The sequence below is a fragment of the Rhodothalassium salexigens DSM 2132 genome (assembly GCF_004341375.1).
Classification (GTDB): domain Bacteria; phylum Pseudomonadota; class Alphaproteobacteria; order Sphingomonadales; family Rhodothalassiaceae; genus Rhodothalassium; species Rhodothalassium salexigens.
This window is the reverse complement of record NZ_SLXO01000003.1, coordinates 35,763-53,319: the sequence shown is the minus strand read 5'-3', so window position 1 is coordinate 53,319 and position 17,557 is coordinate 35,763. Positions and strand designations below refer to the sequence as shown.

The following is a 17,557-nucleotide window of genomic DNA, read 5'->3' as shown; positions in this document are numbered from 1 at the left end:
TGTCTTGGGGGCTGCCCGCGGGACGGTCGAAAATCCCGCAGGATGTCCGAAATTTGAGCGGACCTTGCAACAGCCCTACAGTCTACGCACATCGAAGAAAGAGCGTCCACACCGTGAACGCCAGACATAGGGTGATGTGTCCATGAGAACAAGTGTCGGCCTCGTGCTGATCCTCCTGCTGGTCGGCCTGCCGCTGGCCGAATTGTATGCGTTCGGGCTTGCCGGCCAGGCCATCGGCCTGGGCTGGACCGTGCTGTTGACGATCGCCACGGCGGTCATCGGCGTGTCGATCGTCCGCCTGCAAGGCCGCGACCTTGTGTTGCGCATTCGTGCGGCGGCCGACCGGGGCGAACCGTTGATCGGCGACGTGCTCGAAGGCTTGCTGCTGGCCCTTTCGGGTGTGTGCCTGTTTCTGCCCGGCCTGTTGACCGACGCGGTGGGCTTCGTGCTGCTGATCCCCGGCCTGCGCCGGCTGCTGATCGCCTGGGGCGTCGGCAGCATGGTCAACGCCATGATCGTGCGCACCGAGACCGGCGCCGGCCCCGACCCGCGCGGCCATGACCCACGCTTTCACGACCCGCGCTTCCACGGGCGCCCGCACGGCCATGGCTCGGACGACATCATCGACCTGGAGCCCGACGCGGTGCGCTATGGCGACGACGACAGCGGGCGCAACGGCGACCGGCGCTGACATCTTTTTTGCCGTCGTGGTGCACCGCGCGGCGGTCTTGCCACCGCAGCGGGTCCAGGGGCAACAAACGCTTGTGGGCGGCCATGGGCTCATGCTAGCCACCGCGCGATCTGTCGGTGGCTGCGGCATCCGGCCCCTGGCCTGCGCGCACCCCGCGCCGACGCCTTCCTTCAGCGGACCCCATCACGGACAAGAGTGACACCATGGCAGAAGAAACCACCGGCCCCGAGGCCGGGTCCGACGCTCAACCCGCCGGCGGCGAAGCCTCGGTGGCGGCGCAATACGTCAAGGATCTGTCGTTCGAAAACCCGAACGCGCCGCAGACGCTCTATCGCCAGCCCGACGACAAGCCCAATATCGACGTGTCGGTGAACGTCCAGGCGCAACAGCGCGGCCAGGACGCCTATGAGGTGGAGCTGAAGATTTCGGCCACCAGCAAGACCAAGGAAGACACGCCCACGGTGATCTTCGCGGTCGAGGTGCAATATGCCGGACTGTTCATGGCGCGCAATCTGTCCGACGCGCAGTTGCAGCAGTTCCTGTTGATCGCAGCGCCGCAGATGCTGTTCCCGTTCGCCCGCCGGATCATCGCCGACGCGGTGCGCGACGGCGGCTTCCCGCCGCTGATGCTCGACCCGATCGATTTCCATGCGCTCTATCAACAGCAGCGCCAGCAGATCCAACAGCAGCAAACCGGCGACGCCCCGACGCTGAACTGACCCGGTGGACGGCGGCGCGCGCTCAGCCCCCGTCGCGCCGCCAGATCGGATCGGTCAACAGGTCGAGGAAGGCGGCGTGTGCGGCGGCTTCCTCGTCGCTCGGTGCATGCGGGCGCGCGGCGCGGTGCGGTCTGTGGACCTCGACCGTCGCCGTCCGGGTCGCCTCCGACACCAGTTCAAGCCCGCGCTGGCGCCCGCCTTGCAGCTCCAGATAGACCTCGGCGAGGATTTCCGCGTCGAGCAAGGCGCCGTGCAGGTCGCGCCGGGCGTTGCTGACGCCCAGCCGCTCGCACAATGCGTCGAGCGAATTGCGCTGGCCGGGAAACTTGCGCTTGGCCATCTCCAGCGTGTCGACGAACTGACGCGACGGCAGGGTCGGGCGCCCGGCCTTGGCCAGCTCGGCATTGATGAAGGTGCGGTCGAAGCTCGCATTGTGGGCGACCAGCGGCGTGTCGCCGACGAAATCCAGAAACCGGTCGACCATATCGGCGAACAACGGCTTGTCGGCCAGGAATTCGCGCCGCAGCCCGTGCACCCGGACCGCCTCTTCGGGCACGTCGCGCTCGGGGTTGAGATAGACGTGGAAGGTCTCGCCGGTGGCCAGGCCGTGGCGGATCTCGACGCAACCGATCTCGATCAGCCGGTGGCCCTCATTGGGATCGAAGCCGGTCGTTTCGGTGTCGAAAACGATTTCGCGCATGGTCGCTCCCTACGCTGCGTCTCGCGGCAATGCCCGGATCGCCGGGCCGCCCCAACCGGGCCGCCAGACCCGGCCGCGCGCCGCCGGCCAGGACCTTAACAGGCCGACGATGGCGCGCAAGGCCGGCCGGTGCCCATGGCCCGACGGGATCACCACATCGGCCCGCCGGCGCTTCTCGGCGTCGGGCATCTGAGCCGCCAGAATGCCGCGAAACCTGTCGGCGGTCATGCCCGGGCGGGCGAGCACCCGGCGCGCCTGGATGGCATAAGGCGCCGACACCACGGCAATACAATCGACCCGGTGCGCGCCGCCGGTCTCGAACAACAGCGGGATATCGAGCACCACGTGGCGCGCGCGGGCCCGCTGCTGGCGAGCCAGAAAGGCGCGCTGGTCGGCGAATACCAACGGGTGCAACAAGGCTTCAAGCCGCGCCTTGGCGCCGGGATCGGCAAACACCCGCGCGCCCAGGGCCGCCCGGTCGACGCCGCCGGCCACCACCACCTCAGGGAACACCCCGGCGATGGCGCGATACCCGGCCTGTCCCGGGCGCATCAGCGCGTGCACGCAGGCGTCGGAATCGAACACCGGCACGCCCAAGCGGCGGAACATCCGGGCCGCCGTCGACTTGCCCATGCCGATCGACCCGGTGAGCCCGATCACCAGCATCTAAAGCGCCGCCAACAGGTGCGCGCGGGTCGCCGCGTCAGCGGCCGCCTCGGCGCAGAAAAACGCCCGAAACGCCGGCACACCCTGGTGGATCAACATGCCGAGCCCGTCGACGGTCGCCAAACCGCGCGCCCGGGCGGCGGCCAGCAAGGGCGTCTCCAGCGGCACATAGACGATGTCATAGACCACCGCGTCGGCCGCCAAGGGCGCCAGGTCGAGCGTCAACGGCGGCTGCCCCGCCATGCCCAGCGACGTGGTGTTGACCAGCAACCCCGCACCGTCGAGCGCGCCGGCCAGCCGCTCCCAAGGGGCAACCGCCACGCGCGCGTCGCCCAAGGCCGAGGCCAGCGCCTCGGCGCGCGCCACCGTGCGGTTGACCACGGTCACCCGCGCCACTCCGGCGTCGAGCAAGGCCACCGCCGCGGCGCGCGCCGCGCCGCCGGCGCCCAAGATCACCGCCGGCGCGGCATCCGCCTGCCACACCGGCGCCGCCTGGCGCAGATGGCCCAGAAAACCGGCCACATCGGTGTTGGTGCCCTCAAGCGTGCCGTCTTCCCCCACCGTCACCGTATTGACCGCCCCCGCCCGGCGCGCCACCGGCGTCACCCGGTCGAGGGCATCGAACACCGCCTGCTTGTGCGGCACGGTGACATTGACGCCGCGAAACCCCAGCGCCGGCAACCCGGCAAGCGCGGCGCCCAGGCGCTCGGGCGCCACCGCCATGGGCACGTAAAACCCGTCGATCCCGGCGCGGTCGAGCCAAAACCCGTGCAGGCGCGGCGACAGCGAATGCGCCACCGGCCAACCGATGACCCCGGCGACCGGGCGATCGGCGGCGGTCACGACGCCACCGCCCCGACCCGGCGCAGATAGCCCAGCAGCGCCAGCAACGGCAGGCCCAGCACGGTGAAGTAATCGCCCTCGATCCGCTCGAACAGATGCACACCCAACCCTTCCAGTTCATAGCCGCCGACGCTGTCCAGCAGCCGGTCGCCCATGGCCGCGCAATAGGCGTCCAGAAACGCCGGGGTCAAGGACCGCACGGTCAGGTCGACCCGGTCGGCGGTCGACCATTGCACCGCGCCGTCGCCATAGACCGTGACCGCGCTGACCAGCCCGTGGCGGCGGCCGGACAGGCTTTCCAGATGGCGGCGCGCCTCGGCCCGGTCGCGCGGCTTGTCGTAAAGCCGGTCATCAAGGCTCAACACCTGATCGGCGCCGATCACCAGGGCGTCGCCATGGGCCGCGCCGACCGCCGACGCCTTGGCAGCGGCCAGCGCCCGGGCCACCGCCTCCGCGCCCTGCCCGGCCATGGCCGCCTTGACCGCCGCTTCGTCAACTCCCGCCGGCACCGCCGCGACCGCCAGGCCGGCGGCCGCCAACATCTCGCGCCGCGCCCGGCTGGCCGACGCCAGGATCACCCGGCGCTTACTTGACGCCAGCGCCATTGCCGCACGGCCCTTTGCGTTCGTGATAGAGGTTGATGATCGCGGCCGCCGCCTCTTCGATGGATTTGCGCGACACGTCGATCACCGGATACCCGCGCTCGTTACAGTACCGCCGGCACAGGCGCACCTCTTCGCGCACCGTCTCCAGGTCGGTATAGTCGGTCTGGCTCTGCTCCTGGATCGAGCGCAACCGGCTGGTGCGGATCTGGACCAACCGCTCGGGCGACGTGGTCAGACCGACCACCAAGGCATTGGCCTTGGCCATGCGCTCCTCGGGCATCCGCGCGTTCAACACGAACGGCACATTGGCGACGCGAAAGCCTCGATTGGCCAGATAGATCGCCGTCGGCGTCTTCGACGTGCGCGACACCCCGACCAGGATGATCTGAGCCGCCGCCAGCCCGTCGGGCATCTGCCCGTCGTCATGGGCCATGGTGTAGTGCATGGCCTCGATGCGGTCGAAATACTGCGCATCCATCATGTGCTGACGGCCCGGCAAATGGGTCGCTTCCTGGCCCAGATAGGACGCCAGCGCGCTGATCACCGGGTCGAGCACCGACACATGCTTGAGCCCCGCCGCCGAACTGCGCCGCACCAGCACATCGCGGATCTGTTCGTTGACCAGTGTGTACAGCACCAGGCCCGGCCGCCGCTCGATATCGTTCATCACCCGGTCCATCTGCTGCGGCGAGCGGATCATCGGCCAGATGTGCTTGCGCACCTCGCCGGTGTCGAACTGGGCGAGCGCCGCCTTGGCCATGGACTCCAGCGTTTCGCCGGTGGCGTCGGAAATCAGATGGATGTGTTGAACCGTTTTGGCGGTGTTCATAACCGGGGGAAGATCCTGTGAAACGCGCTGTGGATAACTGTGGGTAAAATGGGGATAACAGGCCGATTTTCCCGGTCAAGCCCAGCAAGCGACCAAACGAGCGTTTTTCCCCCCGTCCCCATGGGCATAAGCGTGCGGGCTGTGGACCCGGTGGACAAGCCGAAAAAACGCAGTTCTGCGCGGCAACCTTATCCCCATAGTTCACATCTTTCCCTGCGGCGCCAATTCAGGCTATGCAGCCGCTTATCCCGTGTACTGCTTGGGTTTCCAACCCGGCATGGCGGCCCGGGCCTGCTGGCTGTGGAAAACCTTGTCACAACCGGGTTATGCCCGTTATCCACCGCAAACCACCACCACCACCAGATTCTCATAGTTTGTAGAAAGGGAAAGCCAGGTGACCTTGATCATCGAGACCCTGAAGGGGCGGCCGCAAGAGCGTGCGCCGTTCTGGTTCCTGCGCCAGGCCGGTCGCTACATGGACGAGTATCGCGAGGTCCGTGCCCAGGCCGGCGGGTTCCTGGACCTGGTGTTCAATCCCGAATTGGCGACCGAGGTGACGCTTCAGCCGATCCGCCGGTTTTCCCCCGACGCAGCGATCCTGTTTTCGGACATCCTGGTGACGCCCCTGGCTCTGGGTCAGGATCTGTGGTTTGAGCAGGGCGAAGGCCCCCGCCTGACGCCGTTGAGCGAGTTCGATTGGCGAACCAAGCTCGATCCGGCGAAGGCGCACGATTGTCTGGCGCCGATCTACGAAACCGTCGAACGGCTCACGACCGCCCTGCCCGAGCCGGTATCGCTGATCGGTTTTGCCGGCTCGCCCTGGACCGTCGCCACCTACATGGTCGCCGGTCGCGGCACCAAAGACCAAGGCCCGGCGCGCGACATGGCCTATCGCGACCCCGAAGCTTTCGCCGAGGTGATCGAGCGGTTGGAAATCGTCACCGTCGATTACCTGATCCGCCAGGTGAAGGCAGGCGCCGAGGCGGTCATGCTGTTCGACAGCTGGGCCGGCGTGTTGCCGCCCGACCAATTCGACCTGTGGGTGACCCAACCCACCAAGCGCATCGTCGAAAAGCTGCGCGCTGCGGTCGATGTGCCGGTCATCGGCTTCCCGCGCGGCGGCGGGCTGAACCTCAAATCCTACCTGCAGACCGGCGTCGACGCGATGCACATCGACGAGACCGTGCCCGCCGCCTGGGCGGCCGAACACCTGCAACCCCATGTCTGCATTCAGGGCAATCTGGACCCGCGTCTGCCGCTGATCGGCGGCGACGCAATGACCCGGGCCGCCGATGATGCATTGCAGGCCTTGAAATCGGGCGCCCATGTGGTCAATCTTGGCCACGGAATCACCCCCGACGTTCCGCCCGCGCACATCGAGGCGCTGGCGGCCCACCTGAAATCCAGCCGCCGGTAACGCCGGCTCCCGCACACGAGGCCTGCCATGTCGCTGACCGATCCCGTCGCCTGGGCGCACACGCTTCACATCATGGCCGTGATCTTCTGGATGGCCGGCTTGTTCATGCTGCCGCGCTATTTCGCCTATCACGCCGAAGCACAGGTGGGCAGCGACGAGGACAAGGCCTGGCAGGCCCGCGAGGCGCGGCTGCTGCGCATCATCATGAATCCGGCGATGATCGCCACCTGGGTGCTGGGCATCTGGGTGGCGGTCGACCGGGGCTATCTGGTCGGCCAGGGCTGGCTGCACACCAAGCTGGCCCTGGTAGTGGTGCTGACCGTGTTCCACATGGTGCTGGCGCGCTGGCGCAAGACGTTCGTCGCCGGCGAAAACACCCGGACCACCAAATTCTACCGCATGGTCAACGAAATCCCGTCTTTCGGGATCATCTTCATCGTCTTCCTGGTGGAGTTCAAGCCGTTCTGACGCTGCGAGTGTGGCGTCTTTTCCCTTGACTGCCGGTGCCGTTATGGTACACAAAGCGGTGGACATTGGACATCGTCCCAACAATTCCCACATGCCCACGCTTTTTCCCGTCGCGTTACCACTAAGGCAACGTGTGGGCTGACCTCCTACCTCCCATCAGACATGACGTGCACCCGGCGCCCAAGCCGCGGTGAAGCGTACGGCACAGAAGCGCAATGCAGCTCCAAGAATTGAAACAAAAGGCGCCGGCAGAGCTCTTGGCTCTGGCGGAAGAATATGGCGTCGAAAACGCCTCGACCATGCGCAAGCAGGACATGATGTTCGCCATTCTCAAGCAACTGGCTGAGAATGACGAAGAAATAACCGGCGGCGGCGTGATCGAGATCTTGTCCGATGGCTTTGGCTTCTTACGATCGCCAGAGGCCAATTATCTGCCCGGACCCGACGACATTTATGTCAGCCCGAGCCAGATTCGCCGCTTTGGCCTGCGCACCGGCGACACCGTCGAAGGCTATATCCGTGCGCCCAAGGACGGCGAGCGCTATTTCGCCCTGCTGCGGCTGTCGAAAATCAATTTCGAAGAGCCCGAGAAGGTCAAGCAGAAGGTCAATTTCGACAATCTGACGCCGCTCTACCCCGAAGATCAGCTCAAGCTCGACCCGCACGAGCCGACCAAGGATCTGAGCCCCCGTGTGATCGATCTGGTCGCCCCGATCGGCAAGGGCCAGCGCGCCCTGATCGTCGCCCCGCCGCGCACGGGTAAGACGGTGCTGTTGCAGAACATCGCCCAGTCGATCACCCGCAACAATCCCGACGTGTTCCTGATCGTCCTGCTGATCGACGAACGGCCCGAGGAAGTCACCGACATGCAGCGCTCGGTGCGCGGCGAAGTGGTGTCGTCCACCTTCGACGAACCCGCGCAACGCCATGTCCAGGTGGCTGAAATGGTGATCGAGAAGGCCAAGCGCCTGGTCGAGCACGGCCGCGACGTGGTGATCCTGCTCGACAGCATCACCCGCCTGGCGCGCGCCTACAACACCGTGGTGCCAAGCTCGGGCAAGGTGCTGACCGGCGGCGTCGACGCCAACGCCCTGCAACGGCCCAAGCGTTTCTTCGGCGCGGCGCGCAATGTCGAAAATGGCGGCTCGCTGTCGATCATCGCCACCGCGCTGATCGATACCGGCAGCCGCATGGACGAGGTGATCTTCGAAGAGTTCAAGGGCACCGGCAATTCGGAAATCGTCCTCGACCGCAAGATCGCCGACAAGCGCGTGTTCCCGTCGATCGATATCCTCAAGTCCGGCACCCGCAAGGAAGAATTGCTGGTCAGCAAGGACGCGCTGTCGAAGATGTGGGTGTTGCGCCGCATCCTCCAGCCCATGGGCACCGTGGACGCAATCGAGTTCCTCCTCGGCAAGCTCAAAGAAACCAAGGACAATGAAGAGTTCTTCTCGTCCATGAACAATTAGGCGGAGCGGCTCGCAATGGCGGGCGTTTGACACCGCCGACAGGCAGTTGCCGCCCCCGCGATCCTCTCTCGGCTCGCCGGACCGACCCCTCTCCCCGCTGGGAGAGGGGTTTTTCATGGCTTGTCGCCGCAGCGGGAGCGTTGGGAGCGCGCAGCGCCTCGGCGCTGTGGGCGGACGAGCGGTCAACGGGCAGCGTTCTGCCGACCCGCTCTCCCGGTCGCCCTACTCTCACTTCATATAGATATAGGTTCCCGGCGCCGCGTCGAGCGGTGGGTAGCCCTTCTTCCGGTTGCCCTCGGCACGCGCCGGCACGCGCTCGCTCGAACTGCGTGTGGACAGCCAGCGCGCCCATTCCGGCCACCAGGATCCCTCCTGGGGATTGACCAGGTTCTTCCAGGTCTGCGGGTCCACATAGGTGTCGTCGGGCTGCTGGGTGGCGATGCGGTAGTGGCGCCGCGGGTGACCGGGCTCTGACACGATGCCGCCATTATGGCCGCCACTGGCCAACACGAAGGTAATCTCCGTGTTGGTCGGCAGGTGGACCTTATAGACCGATTCCCACGGCGCGATATGGTCGCGCTCGGTCCCGACGGCGAACACCGGGCAGTCGATATCGCGCATGGCGATGGTCTTGCCGCCGATGGCGTAGCGCCCGCGCGACAGGCGGTTCTCCAGGAACAAGGCGCGCAGATACTGGCTGTGCATGCGATAGGGCATGCGCGTCTGGTCAGCGTTCCAGGCCATCAGATCGTTGATCGGGGCGCGCTCACCAAGGGCATACTCCTTGATCATCCGCGACCAGATCAAGTCGTTGGAGCGCAGCATCTGGAACGCGCCGGCCATCTGTTTGGTGTCCAGATAGCCCTGGTCCCACATGATATCTTCCAGCAGCGACAACTGCGATTCGTCGATGAACAGGGTCAGCTCGCCGGCCTCGGTAAAGTCGGTCTGGGCGGCGATCAGCGTCACGGTCTGCAAGCGCTCGTCCTGGCGCTGCGCCATGGTCGCCGCCGCAATCGACAACAGCGTGCCGCCGAGGCAATAGCCGGTGGCGTGCACCTTCTCGCCGGTCAGCGCGGTGACGATATCGAGCGCCTCCATCACGCCCATGCGCCGATAATCGTCGAGGCTGAGATCCCAATCGTCCGGCCCGGGGTTCATCCAGGAAATCATGAACACCGTGAAGCCTTGGTCGACCAGATACTTGACCAGCGAATTATGGGGCTGAAGGTCGAGGATATAGTATTTCATGATCCACGCCGGCACGACCAGGATCGGTTCCTTGTGGACGGTCTCGGTGGTCGGGCTGTACTGGATCAGTTCCATCAACTTGTTGCGGAACACCACGCGCCCGGGCGTGATCGCCAGCCGCTCGCCCACCGGGTATTCCTCGACGCCCGCCGGCGGGCGGCCGGAAATCTGGCGGTCCACATCGTCGAAAAAGTTCGTCATGCCGCGCCGCCAGTTGGCGCCGCCGGTCTCCAGCGTTGTCTTGACGATCTGCGGGTTGAGCCATGGGATGTTCGGCGGCGCGACCACGTCGAGCATCTGACGCATCATGAAGCTGACCTGCCGGCGGTGCTGGTTGGACACCCCTCGGGTGCCGCAGGCCGCCGCCATCCACCAGGATTGACCGAGCAAAAAGCCCTCGACCCAGAGAGAATAGGGATAGGTCTGCCAGGCCGGATCGCGAAACCGGTTGTCGCCGGGGTCGGGCTTGATGATCGGCGGGGCCTCCTGTCCGGCGGTCACCTTGGCGCTGTGGATCGCCAGGCGGGTCGCCATCTTGGCGCCCTCCTGCCACAGCGACAGGGCGGTGCCCGGGGCCTGCATCATGTGCGTGCCCCAATCGACCCAGGCGGACATGATCGAGGTGACCGACAGCCCGCCGGTCAACGCACCGACCCGCGCGGTCATCAGGCGGTCGAAGGTGTGGTGCTGGTCCATCACCTCGCCGGCGGTATCGCGCGGGGTCTGGACGGGGGCGGGCGGTGTGGACCGGGCGAACGACGAAGGTGTGGACGCCGGCGAGGCCGGTTGGTCATCGGTGGGGTGGTCCGGTAGCGACGTGTCATCAGCAGCCATAGGCGGCATCTCCCTGAGCGTGGCGCGAGGCGATCGCGGTCGGGCCCCAAAAGATAATAGACTTGAAAGACGGCGCTGTGACGCCTGTCTACGGGATGGTCAGTCGGTCGCGCCGGCCCGGTCGGCCCGGTGGTTGGCGCGCGGGTCGGGCGTCGTATCGGCCCGGGCGTCGGCCGAGACTTGGCGGCCGAGCTCGGGGCCATGTTCGGCCAGGAAGTGCTTCAGGCACAGCTTGAGCTTGGCCGCATGGGCGTGCTGCTCCCTGGCCTGTGCGGCGTGGATATCGTCGACGATCATGGCTTTCACCCGGGCTTTTCCATCACGCGTCTGCATCAGATAGGCACCGAGTTCGACTGCCGCAATCTCTGGCAGGTGCTCATGTTCGGCGATGGCGTCGATTTCCGCTTCGGTGAGCGTGCTGAGCGCGATGCAGTCTTCGATGGTCAGCATGGGTCAGCCCCCGGGGCGCGACGCTGGATACCCGCGCCAGCGGGGCGTCACGGACCGCCTGGGCGGGCGGGGCCGGCGCGTCTCCCGCCCCCGCACTGTTAAGATTAACGCAAATGCTCGGCGAAGAAATCAATCGTCCGCTGATCGGCCAGTTTGGCGGCATTTTCGTTGCGAGTGGTGCCATTGGGCCGGGCGAAAGCGTGATCGACTCCGGGATAGTCGTGCAAGGTCACCAAGGGGTGCGGGTCAAGGGCATCGTGCATCTGCTTTTGCGCGTCCTTGTCGACGAAGCCGTCTTCCTCGGCGATGTGCAGCAAGAGCGGGCGCCCGATGGCGTCTTTCTCGCCCAGCCGCTCGTGGATGCCGACGCCGTAATAGCCGACCGACGCATCCACATCGGTGCGCGCGGCGGTCAGATAAGCCAACAACCCGCCCAGGCAATAGCCAACGGCGCCGACGCGGCCATTGCTCTTAGGGTGGCGACGCGCCGCGGCGATGGTGGCGGCGATATCCTCGATGCCCTTGTCGGCGTCGAACTTGTTGAACAGGTCGAACGCCTGCTGCCATTCGGCCTCGGTCTGGTCGGTCAGGTCGATACCGGGTTGGATGCGCCAGAACAGATCCGGCGCCCAGGCGATATAGCCCTGTGCGGCCAGATCGTCGCAGATCCGCCGCATGCCCGCATTGACCCCGAAGATCTCCTGAATGGCGACGATCGCCGGCGCCGGGGTCCTCTCCGGCATGGCCACATAGGCCGCGAACCGGCCGCTGCCGTCCTTGGCCGGGATGGTGAGTGTGTCCGACATGGGTCCAGCTCCTGGGGTCCGGGGTTAGGGGACAAAACGGCCGGCAGCGGGCCGCCCCGCACCGGCGGCCGAAGGGCGACCGGCGCTCAAGGGATCGCGCCCTCAAGCCGCAACAGATCGCGCTTGGTCTCCACACCGCCCTCGCCGGCATAGCCGCGCAAGGCGCCGTCGCCGGCCAGCACCCGGTGGCACGGGACCAGGATGGGCAGCGGGTTGCGCGCACATGCCAGCCCCACGGCGCGCGCCGAACTGTCGAGGCGGCGCGCCAGATCACCATAGCTGCGGGTTTGCCCGCGCGGGATCGCCAGCAAGGCGGCGCGCACCCGGTCCTGAAACGCCGTGGCCGCCGGCGCCAGCGGCAGGTCGAAGGCGGCCAGGTCGTCATCGAAAAAGGCGTGCATCTGCTGGCGCGCGGCGCGCAGCAGGGCCGTGTCGGCCTGGTCGCGGCCCCAGCCCCAATCGACGGCGACCAGTACGCCGTCTTCTTCGGAAAGCGTCAGGTCGCCCACCGGGCTGTGCAGGGAAAGTTGGGGCATGGCAATCGACACTCTTGGTTGTGGGGGCCGTGTGTTTCACATGAAACATGGGTAAACGCGACCGCCGCCGGCCCGCCTGCCCGTCGGCGCCATTGCGTTCGGGCGCGCCTTGACGCATGTGATCGGGGCACGCGCAGCGGTTACTCGAAGCGGAAGGTATCGAGCCAGTGGATCAGAGGCAAGCGGCGCCCGTCCGCCCCGGACAGACCGAGCTTGAGACGGCGCCGGACACCATTTTCGCCCTGTCGAGCGGCGCCGGGCGGGCCGGGGTCGCCGTGGTGCGGCTGTCCGGGCCGGCTGCTGGCGACGCTCTGCGCGCGCTCGGTGGCCGCACCGACGCGCCGCGTTTGGCCCGGCTGGTCAGCCTGCGCGACCCGGCCGACGGGGCGCCGCTCGACCGCGCGCTGGTGCTGTGGTTTCCCGGCCCCAAGAGCTTCACCGGCGAAGATGTGGTCGAATTGCACCTCCATGGCGGCCCGGCGGTGGTCGAGGGCGCCTTGACCGCCCTCGCCGCCCTGCCCGGCCTGCGCCCGGCCGAAGCCGGTGAATTTTCCCGCCGCGCCTTCGACCATGGCAAGATGGATTTCACCCACGCCGAGGGGCTGGCGGACCTGATCGCCGCCGAGACCCCGGCGCAGCGGCGCCAGGCGCTGGCCCAGATGGACGGCTGCTTGAGCCGGCTTTACGAGGGCTGGCGGGCCGAGTTGGTGCGCTGCCTCGCCCATATGGAGGCGGCGATCGATTTCGCCGACGAGGCCGACGCGGCCCACGCCGGCGCCGACCTGGTGCCCAGACTGACCGCCTTGCGCGACGCCATGGCCGCCCATCTGGCCGACAGCCGGCGCGGCGAACGGCTGCGCGACGGGTTCACCGTGGTGCTGCTCGGCGCGCCCAATGCCGGCAAGTCGTCCTTGCTCAACGCGCTGAGCCGGAGCGACGCCGCCATCGTCTCCGAGATCGCCGGGACGACCCGCGACATGGTACGGGTGCGCATGAATATTGCCGGTTTTCCGGTGACCTTGGTTGATACGGCCGGTTTGCGCGAGTCGGACGATGTAATCGAACGGGAGGGCGTGCGCCGGGCCCGCGCCGCCGCCGCCGCCGCCGACCTGGCCCTGGTGCTGGTGCCGGCGGATACGCTGGGCGATATCTCCGAGACCGAGGCCGACGCCCGGGTGGCGGCCCTGGTCGGCGCGACCGACGGGCCGGCGCGGGTCCGGCTGGCCAGCAAGGCGGATCTGGCCGCGGCCGGTTGGGGGCCGCCGACCGGCTGGCTGGCGGTGTCGGCCGCGACCGGTGCCGGGCTCGACGGCGTGAGCGAACGCCTGGCCGACGCCCTGGGGGCGGCCGCCCCGCCCGCCCAGGGCACCGTGTTGACCCGGGCGCGTCACCGGCGCGCGGTCGAGGACAGCCTGGCGGCGCTCGACCGGTTCTTGGCGGTGGCCGCAGCCGCCGGGGATGGCGCCAGGGATGGCGGCGGCGATGATCCATGGACCCCGGTCGACGGCGACCTGGTGCTCCAGGCCGAGGATTTGCGCCTGGCGGTGCGCGGTATCGGCCGCATCTTGGGGCGCGTCGACGTGGAGGAATTGCTCGACGTGGTGTTTGCCGACTTTTGCATCGGTAAATGATGTTTCACGTGGAACATGGGCGGTCTGGGCTGCGGCCCGTGGGGGCGCAGCCGCGCCAATCCCTTTGACTTCGCGCCCGTGCGCGCCTATTTTCCGCGCATCATGACAAACGCGGTGGGACTTTACGATGTGGCCGTCATCGGCGGCGGCCATGCCGGCTGTGAGGCGGCGGCGGCGGCGGCGCGCATGGGCGCGCGCACGCTCCTGCTCACCCATCGGCTCGACACCATCGGCGCCATGTCGTGCAACCCGGCCATTGGCGGCCTCGGCAAGGGCCATCTGGTGCGCGAGATCGACGCCCTCGACGGCCTGATGGGCCGGGTCGCCGACGCCTCGGGGATCCAGTTCCGGCTGCTCAACCGGCGCAAGGGCCCGGCGGTCTGGGGTCCGCGCGCCCAATCCGACCGCAAGCTCTATGCCGAAGCCATGGCGGCGGCGTTGCGCGCCCAGGACAATCTGACCCTGCTCGCCGACCCGGTGGAAGACCTGCTGCTCGACACCAGCGGCGCGCGCCCGCGCGTGACCGGCGTGGTCACGGCGAGCGGGCGCGAGATCCGCGCCGACCGCGTGGTGCTGACCACCGGCACGTTTCTGCGCGGGCTGATCCATTTGGGCGACCGGCGCATCCCCGCCGGCCGGGTTGGTGAGGCGCCGAGCATTGGCCTGGCGCGCACCCTCGACCGGCTCGCCCTGCCCCTTGGCCGGCTCAAGACCGGCACGCCGCCGCGCCTCGACGGCCGCACCATCGACTGGGCGGCGTGCCAGGTTCAGCCGGGCGACGACCCGCCGACGCCGTTTTCGTTCCTGACCGAGCGCGTGACCGTGCCGCAATTGCCGTGTCACATCACCCGCACCACGGCCGAGACCCACGCGGTGATCCGCGCCAATCTGGACCGTTCGCCGCTCTATTCGGGGCAGATCGAGAGCACCGGGCCGCGCTATTGTCCGTCCATCGAGGACAAGGTGGTGCGTTTCGCCGACCGCGACAGCCACCAGATTTTCCTTGAGCCCGAGGGCCTGGACGACCACACGGTCTACCCCAATGGCATCTCCACCAGCCTGCCCGAGGATGTGCAACAAGCGCTGCTGAGCACCATTCCCGGCCTCGAAACGGCGGCGATACTGCAACCGGGCTACGCCATCGAGTATGATTATGTGGACCCGCGCGCGCTCAAGGCGACGCTCGAATGCCGCGCCCTGACCGGGCTTTATCTGGCCGGCCAGATCAACGGCACCACCGGCTATGAAGAAGCCGCCGCCCAGGGGTTGTTGGCCGGCGCCAACGCCGCGCTGGCGGCCGGCGGTGCGGACGCGCCGTTCGTGCTCGACCGCGCCGAGGCCTATGCCGGCGTGATGGTCGACGACCTGATCCACCACGGCGCGCCCGAGCCCTATCGGATGTTCACCTCGCGCGCCGAGTACCGGTTGCGGTTGCGCGCCGACAATGCCGACCAGCGCCTGACGCCGCGCGGGGTCGCCGTCGGCTTGGTCGGCGCCGAGCGCCAAGCGGCGTTCGAGGCCCGCTCAGCGGCGCTCGACGCCGGGCGCCAAGCCCTGCGCGCGCTCAGTCTGACGCCCAACGAGGCGGCGGCGCACGGGCTGACGCTCAACCAGGACGGCCGCCGACGCGACGGCGAGACCCTGCTCGCCCTGCCCGGGGTGACGCTCGACCGGCTGCGCGCCATCTGGCCCGACGCGCTCGGCGCCATCGCGCCCGACATCGCCGACCAGCTGGCCATCGACGCGCTCTACAAGAGCTATCTCGACCGGCAGGAGGCCGATATCGCCGCGTTTCGCAAGGACGAGGCACTCGCCCTGCCCGCCGACCTGGACTATGGCGCGGTCGTCGGCTTGTCCAATGAGGTGCGCGAGAAGCTCGACCGCGCCCGGCCGGACACCTTGGGCGGCGCGGCGCGCGTGGCCGGGGTGACGCCGGCGGCGCTGATGGTGCTGCTCAACCATGTCAAACGCGGCCAGCGGGCGGCTTGATCCCATGGCGAACCCTCGAATGACCGACGACCGGGCGGCCGGTCTGGATCTGGTGTGTCGCTTGGGCGATGTTTCACGTGAAACAGCGGCCCCGTTGGCGCAGCACGCCGAGTTGCTGGTCAAGTGGCAGCGCTCGATCAACCTGGTGTCGCGCTCCACCCTGCCCGACCTGTGGCGCCGGCACATGGCCGACAGCGCGCAACTGGTGCCGCCCATCCGCCGCGAGGGGTTGGCGTGCCCGACGATCCTCGACCTGGGCTCGGGCGCGGGGTTTCCGGGCCTGGTGCTGGCGCAACTGGGGGTCGGCCGGGTTCATCTGGTGGAAGCCGACCAGCGCAAGGCGAGCTTTCTGCGCCAGGTTCTGCTGGCCACCGGTGCCGAGGCGACCCTTCACACCGACCGGCTCGAAGCTTTGGCACCGTTTCCGGTCGATATCGTCACCGCCCGGGCCTTCGCGCCGCTTTTGCGGCTGATTGAATGGGCGGCCGATTTCATCAATGAAAACACGGTTTTCTGGTTGTTGAAGGGACGCGAGGTGGGGCAGGAATTGACCGATCTCGCCGAATACTGGACAGTCGAGGCGGACCGGGTGGCGAGTGCTACGCATGACGACGGCGTGCTCCTGCGGCTTTCGCAGGTACGACGCCGCGACGGCGCTTAAACGCTCCGGCGACCAAGCGACACTTTCAGGGAAGGACCGGGCGCCATGTTCGGACGCGGACGCAAGAAGGATCAGGCGGTCATCGACGGACTGCCCGAAGGCCGGCCGGCGCGCAGCAGCGGCGCCAATGCCACCACCATCCTCGCTGTCGCCAACCAGAAGGGCGGCGTCGGCAAGACCACCACGGCGATCAACCTGGCCACCGCGCTCGCCGCGGTCGAGCGCACCGTCCTGCTGATCGACCTGGACCCGCAGGGCAATGCCAGCACCGGCATGGGCATCGACCGGGCGGCGCGCCGGCGCTCCATCTACGACGTGTTGTGCGGCACGGCGACGCTCGCCGACGCCGCCGTGACCACGGAGATCCCCGGGCTCGACCTGGTGCCGTCCACGGTCGACCTGTCGGGCGCGGATCTGGAACTGGTCGGCGAGGATCGACGCAGCTATCGCCTGCAACAGGCGGTGCGCGACGACCGGATGACCGGCCATTACGACTATGTGCTGATCGACTGCCCGCCGTCCTTGTCGCTGTTGACGGTCAATGCCCTGGTCGCCGCACACCGGGTGATCGTGCCCTTGCAGTGCGAGTTCTTCGCCCTCGAAGGCTTGAGCCTGTTGCTCCACACCATCGAACAGGTGCGCAAGGGTTTCAATCCGGGGCTCGAAATCGACGGTATCGTGCTGACCATGTACGACCGGCGAAACCGTCTGTCCGACCAGGTGGCGGACGATGTGCGCGAGCATCTGGGCGACAAGGTCTACACCACGATCATCCCGCGCAATGTGCGGGTGTCGGAGGCGCCGAGCCACGGCAAGCCCGCCCTGCTCTACGACCATCGCTGTGTCGGCAGCCAAGCCTATATGAAACTCGCCGCCGAGCTGTTGAACCGCAACCGGCCGTCGCCCGCGCCGACGACCCGGGCGGCGTGATCGCCGCCCGCCAAGCGCCCCCCCCCCGCCTCGAAACGCCCTTGCAGCCACAGCGGAAGGAA

At 67.7% G+C, this 17,557-nt stretch carries 18 protein-coding genes; 9 read left to right on the top strand and 9 right to left on the bottom strand.

The window, feature by feature from the left end:
- Positions 1-142 precede the first annotated feature (142 nt).
- Both EV659_RS04830 and secB read left to right on the top strand, forming a co-directional pair.
- Complete coding sequence (locus tag EV659_RS04830; protein WP_132707735.1) at positions 143-691, top strand: FxsA family protein; 549 nt, start codon at positions 143-145, stop codon at positions 689-691.
- Positions 692-894: 203 nt separating this feature from the next.
- Positions 895-1,410: a protein-export chaperone SecB gene (secB, locus tag EV659_RS04825; RefSeq protein WP_184409787.1), complete on the top strand. Its 516-nt coding sequence runs from the start codon at positions 895-897 to the stop codon at positions 1,408-1,410.
- Positions 1,411-1,432: 22 nt separating this feature from the next.
- Here the strand turns inward: secB and dnaQ are convergent, their stop codons facing one another.
- Genes dnaQ through EV659_RS04800 form a run of 5 tightly spaced genes read right to left on the bottom strand, consistent with a single transcriptional unit; the run spans position 1,433 to position 5,053 of the window.
- A complete protein-coding gene (dnaQ, locus tag EV659_RS04820; protein ID WP_132707734.1) occupies positions 1,433-2,110 on the bottom strand; it encodes a DNA polymerase III subunit epsilon in 678 nt (225 codons plus the stop codon).
- 9 nt (positions 2,111-2,119) lie between these two features.
- The gene (gene coaE, locus EV659_RS04815) at positions 2,120-2,776 is read right to left on the bottom strand and encodes a dephospho-CoA kinase (RefSeq protein WP_132707733.1); all 657 of its coding nucleotides are present in this window, start codon (positions 2,774-2,776) and stop codon (positions 2,120-2,122) included.
- Positions 2,777-3,619 (bottom strand): shikimate dehydrogenase, encoded by an 843-nt coding sequence (locus tag EV659_RS04810; protein WP_132707732.1) that lies wholly within the window; start codon positions 3,617-3,619, stop codon positions 2,777-2,779. It abuts the gene before it with no gap.
- The gene (locus EV659_RS04805) at positions 3,616-4,224 is read right to left on the bottom strand and encodes a Maf family nucleotide pyrophosphatase (RefSeq protein WP_132707731.1); all 609 of its coding nucleotides are present in this window, start codon (positions 4,222-4,224) and stop codon (positions 3,616-3,618) included. Before EV659_RS04805 ends, EV659_RS04810 begins: the two co-directional genes overlap by 4 nt.
- On the bottom strand, positions 4,205-5,053 hold the full coding sequence (locus EV659_RS04800) for a pyruvate, water dikinase regulatory protein (RefSeq protein WP_132707730.1): 849 nt from the start codon (positions 5,051-5,053) through the stop codon (positions 4,205-4,207). The genes EV659_RS04805 and EV659_RS04800 overlap by 20 nt, the downstream gene beginning before the upstream one ends.
- 394 nt (positions 5,054-5,447) lie before the next feature.
- On the opposite strand from EV659_RS04800, the gene hemE reads away from it, so the two are divergent.
- The 3 genes from hemE (at position 5,448) to rho (ending at position 8,407) form a co-directional block, all read left to right on the top strand.
- Positions 5,448-6,470, top strand: coding sequence for a uroporphyrinogen decarboxylase (gene hemE / locus EV659_RS04795; protein ID WP_132707729.1), 1,023 nt, complete (start codon positions 5,448-5,450; stop codon positions 6,468-6,470).
- A gap of 27 nt (positions 6,471-6,497) precedes the next feature.
- Positions 6,498-6,938, top strand: a complete 441-nt coding sequence (gene hemJ / locus EV659_RS04790; protein ID WP_132707728.1) for a protoporphyrinogen oxidase HemJ — start codon at positions 6,498-6,500, stop codon at positions 6,936-6,938.
- 215 nt (positions 6,939-7,153) lie between these two features.
- The gene (gene rho, locus EV659_RS04785; protein WP_132707727.1) at positions 7,154-8,407 is read left to right on the top strand and encodes a transcription termination factor Rho; all 1,254 of its coding nucleotides are present in this window, start codon (positions 7,154-7,156) and stop codon (positions 8,405-8,407) included.
- Positions 8,408-8,635: 228 nt separating this feature from the next.
- Here the strand turns inward: rho and EV659_RS04780 are convergent, their stop codons facing one another.
- The 4 genes from EV659_RS04780 to EV659_RS04765 all read right to left on the bottom strand — a co-directional run bounded on the left by EV659_RS04780 (position 8,636) and on the right by EV659_RS04765 (position 12,284).
- On the bottom strand, positions 8,636-10,492 hold the full coding sequence (locus tag EV659_RS04780; protein WP_132707726.1) for a PHA/PHB synthase family protein: 1,857 nt from the start codon (positions 10,490-10,492) through the stop codon (positions 8,636-8,638).
- A gap of 99 nt (positions 10,493-10,591) precedes the next feature.
- Positions 10,592-10,942, bottom strand: a complete 351-nt coding sequence (locus EV659_RS04775; RefSeq protein WP_200287334.1) for a hypothetical protein — start codon at positions 10,940-10,942, stop codon at positions 10,592-10,594.
- Between the two features lie 104 nt (positions 10,943-11,046).
- Positions 11,047-11,748 (bottom strand): dienelactone hydrolase family protein, encoded by a 702-nt coding sequence (locus tag EV659_RS04770; RefSeq protein ID WP_132707725.1) that lies wholly within the window; start codon positions 11,746-11,748, stop codon positions 11,047-11,049.
- Positions 11,749-11,834: 86 nt separating this feature from the next.
- Positions 11,835-12,284, bottom strand: a complete 450-nt coding sequence (locus EV659_RS04765; RefSeq protein WP_132707724.1) for a methylated-DNA--[protein]-cysteine S-methyltransferase — start codon at positions 12,282-12,284, stop codon at positions 11,835-11,837.
- 167 nt (positions 12,285-12,451) lie between these two features.
- On the opposite strand from EV659_RS04765, the gene mnmE reads away from it, so the two are divergent.
- The 4 genes from mnmE (at position 12,452) to EV659_RS04745 (ending at position 17,495) form a co-directional block, all read left to right on the top strand.
- A complete protein-coding gene (gene mnmE / locus EV659_RS04760; RefSeq protein ID WP_132707723.1) occupies positions 12,452-13,915 on the top strand; it encodes a tRNA uridine-5-carboxymethylaminomethyl(34) synthesis GTPase MnmE in 1,464 nt (487 codons plus the stop codon).
- A 114-nt stretch (positions 13,916-14,029) separates the two neighbouring features.
- Positions 14,030-15,904, top strand: coding sequence for a tRNA uridine-5-carboxymethylaminomethyl(34) synthesis enzyme MnmG (gene mnmG, locus EV659_RS04755; RefSeq protein ID WP_221400788.1), 1,875 nt, complete (start codon positions 14,030-14,032; stop codon positions 15,902-15,904).
- A 19-nt stretch (positions 15,905-15,923) separates the two neighbouring features.
- Positions 15,924-16,565 (top strand): 16S rRNA (guanine(527)-N(7))-methyltransferase RsmG, encoded by a 642-nt coding sequence (gene rsmG / locus EV659_RS04750; RefSeq protein WP_132707722.1) that lies wholly within the window; start codon positions 15,924-15,926, stop codon positions 16,563-16,565.
- Positions 16,566-16,610: 45 nt separating this feature from the next.
- Positions 16,611-17,495, top strand: a complete 885-nt coding sequence (locus tag EV659_RS04745; protein ID WP_132707721.1) for a ParA family protein — start codon at positions 16,611-16,613, stop codon at positions 17,493-17,495.
- Positions 17,496-17,557 lie beyond the last annotated feature (62 nt).